6 protein-coding genes and 3 pseudogenes are annotated in these 7,661 nt (G+C 66.8%); 2 read left to right on the top strand and 7 right to left on the bottom strand.

Annotated elements, in window-relative coordinates; translation table 11 throughout:
• Positions 1–78 precede the first annotated feature (78 nt).
• From ACWDUZ_RS38275 to ACWDUZ_RS38255, 5 genes and pseudogenes are all read right to left on the bottom strand, one after another.
• Positions 79–501 (bottom strand): MFS transporter, encoded by a 423-nt coding sequence (locus ACWDUZ_RS38275; protein WP_451636440.1) that lies wholly within the window; start codon positions 499–501, stop codon positions 79–81.
• Between the two features lie 191 nt (positions 502–692).
• Positions 693–1,128 (bottom strand): annotated as a pseudogene (locus tag ACWDUZ_RS38270) (IS5 family transposase); the annotation flags it as partial.
• A 6-nt stretch (positions 1,129–1,134) separates the two neighbouring features.
• A pseudogene (locus ACWDUZ_RS38265) lies at positions 1,135–1,356 on the bottom strand (transposase); the annotation flags it as partial.
• Between the two features lie 158 nt (positions 1,357–1,514).
• Positions 1,515–2,636 (bottom strand): FAD-dependent oxidoreductase, encoded by a 1,122-nt coding sequence (locus tag ACWDUZ_RS38260; RefSeq protein WP_451636439.1) that lies wholly within the window; start codon positions 2,634–2,636, stop codon positions 1,515–1,517.
• A gap of 549 nt (positions 2,637–3,185) precedes the next feature.
• A pseudogene (locus ACWDUZ_RS38255) lies at positions 3,186–3,430 on the bottom strand (transposase); the annotation flags it as partial.
• A 254-nt stretch (positions 3,431–3,684) separates the two neighbouring features.
• On the opposite strand from ACWDUZ_RS38255, the gene ACWDUZ_RS38250 reads away from it, so the two are divergent.
• Positions 3,685–6,483 (top strand): SpoIIE family protein phosphatase, encoded by a 2,799-nt coding sequence (locus ACWDUZ_RS38250; RefSeq protein WP_451636438.1) that lies wholly within the window; start codon positions 3,685–3,687, stop codon positions 6,481–6,483.
• A gap of 168 nt (positions 6,484–6,651) precedes the next feature.
• Here ACWDUZ_RS38250 and ACWDUZ_RS38245 read toward each other — a convergent pair whose 3' ends face one another.
• Positions 6,652–6,954 (bottom strand): putative quinol monooxygenase, encoded by a 303-nt coding sequence (locus ACWDUZ_RS38245; RefSeq protein ID WP_451636437.1) that lies wholly within the window; start codon positions 6,952–6,954, stop codon positions 6,652–6,654.
• Between the two features lie 42 nt (positions 6,955–6,996).
• On the opposite strand from ACWDUZ_RS38245, the gene ACWDUZ_RS38240 reads away from it, so the two are divergent.
• The gene (locus ACWDUZ_RS38240; RefSeq protein WP_451636436.1) at positions 6,997–7,455 is read left to right on the top strand and encodes a MarR family winged helix-turn-helix transcriptional regulator; all 459 of its coding nucleotides are present in this window, start codon (positions 6,997–6,999) and stop codon (positions 7,453–7,455) included.
• Between the two features lie 66 nt (positions 7,456–7,521).
• Here the strand turns inward: ACWDUZ_RS38240 and ACWDUZ_RS38235 are convergent.
• On the bottom strand, positions 7,522–7,661 hold a 140-nt coding region (locus ACWDUZ_RS38235), incomplete at its 5' end, for a transposase (RefSeq protein WP_451636441.1).

Below are 7,661 nucleotides of genomic sequence, written 5' to 3'. Positions count from 1 at the left end.
TGGTGATGAGTCGCTTCCAGTTCGTTGACGATCACCGGGACACCTACGAGGTGAAGCGGCTCTGCCAGGTTCTCGAGCTCAACCGGTCCAGCTACGACAAGTGGCTCGCCGGAAGACAGGCGAGGGCGGCACGAGTGCGCGAGGACCAGCTCTGATCCGGCCCGCGAGGACGGTCTCGAAGTTCGGTCCCAGCGCGCACAGGAGGTTGCCGATGATGAATGCGACACCGAGCCGGGTCAGGGCTGATTTCGGCGGGATGCGGCTGAGGGCTGTGGTCAGGGCGAGGGCGCCCACGATGATGCCCACCGCGTACGTCGTCACCAACGTGCCCGCGCTGCCGTCGCTGACCGAAAGATCGTCGGCGACGTCAGGCAGCAGGCCGGCGACCACGAACTCGGCCAAGCCGAGGGCGAAACTGGCCAGGGCGAGTGCGTACAGCCCCACCGGTGTCCTGCGGGTGCGGGTGGGCGCTTCGTGGGTTGCCTCGGATGTGGTGCGCACGTGTGTCATGGCGACCAGAACCCCGGACGCTGCCCTCAAGATTCCTTATGGCGCAGTGGTTTGCCATTCGAAAATTGGAATGGACCTGCTCCGGATCTCGATAGGTGCTGGTCAGCAGGTCGCAAATCGACGGCGGAGCGAGACGCCGCGCCTTGACTTCTGCCGGTCTCGGCGTGTCCTCAGAGGCCATCTCATTTGGTGAGTCTGCGGTAGCAGATGAGGGTGCAGGCGATGCTGGTGAAGGCCGGGAAGTGGCTGGCTCTGCGCTCGTGGCGGCGATGTAGGCGTCGGCATCCTGTGAGCCTGGCCATGGCGCGTTCGATGGTCCAGCGGTGCCGGCCCAGCCGCTGGCCGGAGTCCGTGTCCTTGCGAGCGATGCGTGGTGTGATGCCGCGGCCGCGTGACCAGCGCCGCAGGTGGTCGTAGTCGTAGTCGTAGCCGTTGTCGCCGTGGAGCTTGCCCGGCTTGCGGCGCCGTCGGCCGCGCCGGGGCCGGATCGGCGGTATCCCCTGCACGAGCGGGATCAGGGCCTGGCTGTCGTGGACGTCGGCACCCGAGATGCCGACGGAGGGGCAGACCGGACCGCTCGGTGATCAAGTGGATCTTCGAGCCGTACTCGCCCCGGTCCACAGCGAGGTGTTCCGCGGCGTAGGAACGCAGGTCGTCGCGGGCCGCGTCGGCATCCCAGCAGGCATAGCGCAGTAGACGCTGCAGCGACCCGGGTCGCGTATGGCTCGCTTGCTCGGCCATCTGCCAGCAGTTCTTCCGCTCCACGCCCGACAGCAGCCCGAGCAGGTAGCAGCGGGCTGACGCACGGGGCTCAACCCTCCGGAAGCGGCCCGCGATCCGGGCCATGACCTGGTCGAACATCGCCCACCAACGGGCAGGGTCTGGGCTATGCCGTACAGCCACCGCACGATCTTCAGGAGTCGACACAACCCCCGATGATCATGCGATGGCGGTGTCCGTTCCCTGCCGGATCCGATACAAGATCGCGAACCCGGACTGAGGTGTCAGGAGCGATCGAACAGAGTAACTACGCTCTGCGGTGCTTCCTGGCCGAAGGAGATCTCCAGGTTCTGCGCCGAGCGGCTGGCCGCGTCGCCACTACGCAGGAACAACCGCTCTTCGTAGGCGGTGAGCGCGACCTCGATGTCGGGTTGCTCAACCAGCTTGCTCGCCAGGTCCGCGCCGTCGTACATGGCGAGGTTCGCACCCTCGCCGGCGAAGGGCGACATCAGATGCGCGGCGTCACCGACGAGCGTCATGCCGGGCACCCTGTCCCATGTGAGCCCGACGGGCAGGGCGTAGATGGGTCGGAGCGACGGTTCCACGTCGCTCTGTGTCACGAAGGCGGTGAGCAGCGGCGACCAGCCATCGAACTCCTCGGCAAGTTGACGGAGGCCAGCGGACGGGTCGCTGAAGTCGATCGACCTCATCCACTCCTCGGGCTTGTTCAGCGCCACGTATCCGCGCACGTGCCCGTCGGCGTAGCGATGCGCGATGATGCCTTTGCCCGGCGCGACCGCCATCAGCGTGCCGCTGCCGATCGCGGCCACGCTCGCCCGGCACTCCTGGCCGCCCGAGGCGAGGGCGATCTCGATGAAGCAGGTTCCGCTGAAGACGGGCTTGGCGGGGGTGAGCAGCGGACGCACCTTCGACCAGGCACCGTCCGCGCCGATGACGATGTCGGCGCGCGTGGCGGAACCTTCCGCGAAGGTGAGGACGTAGCCGCCCTCTACACGGTGCCGGACCGAGGCGAGCTTGTGACCCCACCTGATCGTCCCGGGCGCCAACGAGTCGATGAGCAGGCGCCGCAGTTCGCCACGATCCACCTCAGGACGGGCCGAACCGGGGTCCGCAGGCATGTCGAACAGGATCGTTCCGTGGCGGTCCACCACGCGCTTGGCGTCCTCGCCCGGGCGGACCAGAGTGAGGAACTCGTCGTACAGACCGGCTGCGCGAACTGCGACCTGGCCAGTCTCTTCGTGGATGTCGAGCAGGCCGCCTTGCGTACGGGTCGTCGCCGAAGCCTCACCCTCGTAGATCGTCGCGGCGACACCGTGAGCCTGAAGCACCCGGGCGAGCGTCAGCCCGCCCAGTCCCGCTCCGACAATGGCGATGGTCTTCTGCATGCTGCGCTCCTCTGTCGCGCCGGCACGCGCCGGCGATGGTCAGCGCCGAAAGCGGACGGGATGCCCGATCTCGGCAAGGAGACGCTCACCGATCAGAACCATCTGCATCGATGTATGCGCGATGTCCGGCGGGTGGACCGCGGAACATCGTTTTTCGCGACCTCGCGACTATAGCTCGACATCCGCCTCGTGGCGACCGGGACCGCTCACGCTGCGACGCACCGGACGACGCAGCCCCGCGATGAACCGTGCGACGAGCGGATCGGGGCCGGCGGAGGTCACTGCCACCAACTGCCTGGTCCACCGCGGTGAGAAGGACTGGACTGCTCCCGGAAAGCCCACACTGATCGCGCTCACCAGGCGGACCGCGACGCCCAGTCCGGGGGGGTGAGTTGGGGTGCCGCGACCGAGACGGAGGTCCGCATCACCGCCTCCGGGTGGACGCCAGCCCGGGCGAAGGACTGGTCGAGCCATGCGTCGAGGCCGTTGTCCGCCGTGAAATGCACAAGCGGCGCCCCCTCCAGGTCCTGGATCCGCAGCGCGGTGCGTCCCGTTGCGGGAGCTGCCCCGGCCCTCGGCGTCGTGCTTCTCGTATCCCAGGTGATCGGTGATCTCGCCCTCCAGCGGACTCCAGGACCCGTGGTCAACTGTTGGAGCAGCCCGTCTTCCCCGGTCAGCTGCAGACCCTCGCTGCGGGCCCGGTCCACGAGCATCGCGACCAACTGCTCGTCACTCGCCGGCACCACCGTCGTCGGCTCGCTGCCCGGTACCTGCTCGATGGTGGTGTCGCTCATCTGGCGTCTCCTTGATCATCGGATCCGCCGATCATTGAACACTCCCGCAGAAAGGGTGCTCACCTTATTAGAGGCGGAGCGGTTGCTTCATTCGGGATATCTTTGTCTTATCGGTTGCCTGAGCTGTTGTGGTAGGTGGGCGAATGAGCCCAGGACTAAGGAAGCGGCGTCAGAACTCCTATACGGATGGACACCGGGGACGCCATACCACTGAAATGGAGCGCCCTCATACTGCGAAGGCCGGCGGAGGCGTCTTGACCGGCTATGAGCTGCTGCGGCTTGGCTTGGAGCAGGCGGTGACGGTGCTTGGCGGGCTGGGCGGAATGGTGCATCTGGGCGTCACAGGCAGTGACAGTCTGTATCTGGTGGCGGACACCGGGCTGTCCAGCGAACTGGTCCGGGCATGGGGAGAGGTCGGATGCGAGGAGGAGGCGCCCCCGGCCCGTGCGGCGCGGGAGGGTACTTCGGCGTGGATGCCCGTTACTGTGCTGGAGGAGCGTGACACCGCGACAGGGCGCCTCCCACCGGGGACTGGGCTGGTTTCGGTCCCGGTGCCGACTCCCGGAGGCTCGCCGGGCGTGGTGTCTGTCCTCACCTCCGGGTCGAGTGGACCGGGAACGGAGGCGCGGCGGCTGCTCGGTGCCGCGGCACGGAGTGTCGCTGACTGGCTGCAGCAGTTCGGGACAGCCCCGAACCTGGCGGGACTGGAGTTCCGCTCCAGTCCTCAGGACATCGGTGAGGCGGCGACGGGTACCTGGGGCTGGGACTTCGCCGCCGGCACGGTGGTGTGGGACCGAACCGCGCTCTCGATACTCGGCGTCGGCCAAGACGGCTTCAATGATCGGATCGACACCTGGAGGCGCTTGGTCCATCCGGAGGACCTGCCGCAGGTGATGACGCGTATGGATGCTGCGATCCGCGCCCGCTCGCCATACGACCTGGAGTACCGACTGCGACAGCCGGACGGGAGTTTCCGCTGGCTGCAGGCCCGCGGCCATGTTCTGTTCGAGGACGACAACGCATCGGTCCGACTGATCGGCACGCTGAACGTCATCGCCGGCAGTTGCGTTGCTCATGATTCAGTTCACTGCGCCATGATGAACATGAGCGACGGGTTTATGATCATTGATAGCGACTGGCGGATCACCTTCGCCAACCCAGCGGTTGAACATATGCTCAACTCGTCGGAGCACTTGCTCGGCCGCGGGCTGCGGGCTGCTGTCCCCGACCTGTGGGATCTCGGTGTGAGGGACGCCTGCCAGAGGGCGTCCGCAGTGGGCAGTCCGATTGGCTTGAATGTGCGGCGCCCCGCAGACGGGCGGTGGCTGCATGTCCGACTGGTTCCCGTACCCGGGGGCCTGACCGTCTATTTCACCGACGACATCATCAGTGTCCGGTGGATGGAGGCCCAACAGGCCGCTATGGATCGTACTGCCCGGATCGCAGAGCTGGCCCGTGCCTTGGCAGCCGCGGTCACCGGACCGGACGTCGTCGACGTGGTGGATGAGCACATGCTCCCGCTGTTCGGCGCGGCCGGAGTCGGCGTCTGGGTCCAGGAGCGAGGGCGCATATTCTCAGTGGGCACTTCCGGATATCCGTCAGAATTCCTCAAGCACATGGAAGGAATCCGGATCGAGGACACCCCACCGGTCGCCCAGGCCCTGATCGACCGCACGCCCAACTTCATCCCATCGGCGGATGAGTTCATCCGCCGCTTCCCCGAGATGGCCGAGATCCCGTCCCTTGGTGGCAAGAAAGCGTGGGTCATGCTGCCGCTGGTCGCTTCCGGGCACACGATCGGGTGTTGCACCGTCTCCTACGACCGGCCGCATACATTCACCGACGAGGAACGTACCCTTCTCACGGCGCTGAGCGGACTGGTGGCTCAAGCCTTGGAACGGGCCCGGCTGTACGACTCTGAGCACTGCCGTGCCCAGGAACTGCAACGCGGTCTGCTGCCTCGTACCCTGCCCTCGCTGCCCGCCGTCACTACGGCCGCCCGGTATCTGCCTACTGGGGACAGCAAGGAAGTCGGCGGCGACTGGTACGACGTCATCCCACTCTCCGCGGACCGAGTTGCCCTGGTCATCGGGGATGTGATGGGTCACGGTCTGTCCGAGGCCGCCACCATGGGCCGACTGCGTACCGCCGTTCGTACGCTCGCAGACCTCGAGCTGCCCCCGGAAGAGGTGTTCTTGCACCTCAACGGCCTGGTCAGCGGCCTTGGCGACGACTCCTACGCCACCTGCCTCTATGCGGTATACGACCCCACCAGCCGAGTCTGTTCCGTTACCATGGCTGGCCACCCGCCACCGGCGGTGGTCCACCCCGACGGCACCGTCCACTTTCCCGACCTGCCGCTCAACCCACCGCTCGGTGCCGCGGTCCCGCCCTTCGAGACCGGTGTGCTCGAACTCCTCGAAGACAGCCTCCTGGTGCTCTACACCGACGGCCTGGTCGAATCCCCGGTCTGCGATTTGGAGCAAGGCATGACCCACCTCGCCGAGCACCTCAGCACTGCACACCGAATGGGGACCATCGACGCCGAGAGCCTGTGCGACAGCCTGATCGCCGCACTGCTACCCGACCAGCGGCGCACCCTCGACGACGCTGCCGTGCTAGTCGTCCACACTCACGCGTCGGCCCCAGAGGACATCGTCTGCTGGCAGCTCCCAGCAAACCCCAAAGCCGCAGGTCAAGCCCGCCGCCATATTCGCGACCAGCTCGAAGCCTGGGATCTGGAAGAGCTGGAGATGCCCACCGAACTCATAGTCAGCGAACTCGTCGGCAACGTCGTACGGCACGCCAAGGGGCCGGCAATGCTGCGTCTACTGCGCAGTCGGACGCTGATCTGCGAGCTCTCCGATCTAAGCCCGACCATGCCTCGTATCCGTCGCGCTGCGGACACCGATGAGGGAGGGCGAGGACTGCAACTGATCGCCGCACTCGCCGACCGCTGGGGAGCCCGCTTCACCCCCTCCGGCAAATGCATCTGGGCCGAGCAGCCACTACCCGCCACCCCTCCGCTCCCGGCTGTCCCCGCTGATCCATGAGCACATCGACTTCCACGGCCGCTACCCCATCGTCCGCTCCAACGGCGACGGAGCCCTGAGCGCACTGCACGACCCGAGCACCGAGCAGGACGAGGAGTAGAGGCGGCCCGGCCGTCGAGACGTCGTTGCGCCATTCTTCCAGCGGTAGGACGTCTGTGATGCGAGGCTCTACTCGCCGCTGCCGAGGCCCTCGATGAGTGCGGACTGCGGGACCGGTTCGAACAGGGTGGGTGGCACGGGGGGCACGGCGAGGAGGGCGCCGATCCTCGGGATCTGGTCCGCCACACGCGCGTTGTGCTGCGTGAACGCCTCGATCGAAGCGAACCTTTGGATGATCAGCAGCGGTCCGTCGGCATCGCTGCGGGCGCGGTGTACCGAGTAGTGCAGGCATCCCGGTTCGGCGCGAGTTTGAGGGGCGAGTTCGGTCAGTACCTTGAGGAGGTCCTCGCGTCCTCCGTTCTTGGGCTGCACGGTGGACACAGTGTTGGGATGACCAACGGTTAGGATGGAGAAATGGCGGACAAGGATCACGCATTGCAGCCCCCGGCCCGACTGCGCGAGCTCGCCAGCTGGCAGGCGAACAAGGTGTCGACGCTCGGCGCCCGGCTGACCGCGCAGCGCATGCCGCTGAGCGCCCGCGCCGACTTCGCGGTCCTGGCGGCACTGGAGGAGTACGGGGCGCTCAGCCAGGCCCAGATCGGCCGCTGCCTCGGCCTTGACCGCAACGACGTCAGCGGCATCATCAACCGCCTGCAGGCCTGCCACCAGATCGACCGTCGAGCCGACCCCGCCAACCGGCGCCGCAACGTCGTCACCCTCACCCCGGCCGGAAGGCAGCACCTCGGAGAACTCCAACGGCACGCCGATGCCGTCCAGACCGAACTGCTCGCTGGCCTCGACACCGCCGAACAACGACAACTCTGCAACCTGCTTGCCAAGCTGCTCAACAGCCACCAGCCGCAACCTGCTTAAGGGCTGTCCCGTAAATGATCTCCGATCGGTTTCGGGTGAGGTCGGGCGCTGTACCGGGCCGCTGGCCTATCCGGCGAGGGCGAGGTTGTGCATCCGTGCGGTACCGAGCACGGCGTGGTGGACGCCGTCGCCTCTGAGACGGCAGTCGCGGAGGATCTTCCAGGTCTTCATGTGGGCGAAGACATGCTCGACGCGGGCGCGGACCT

It is taken from the genome of Streptomyces sp. NPDC003393 (genome assembly GCF_053589015.1).
The sequence above is the reverse complement of the archived record's forward strand: the minus strand, read 5'-3'. Positions and strand labels throughout refer to the sequence as shown.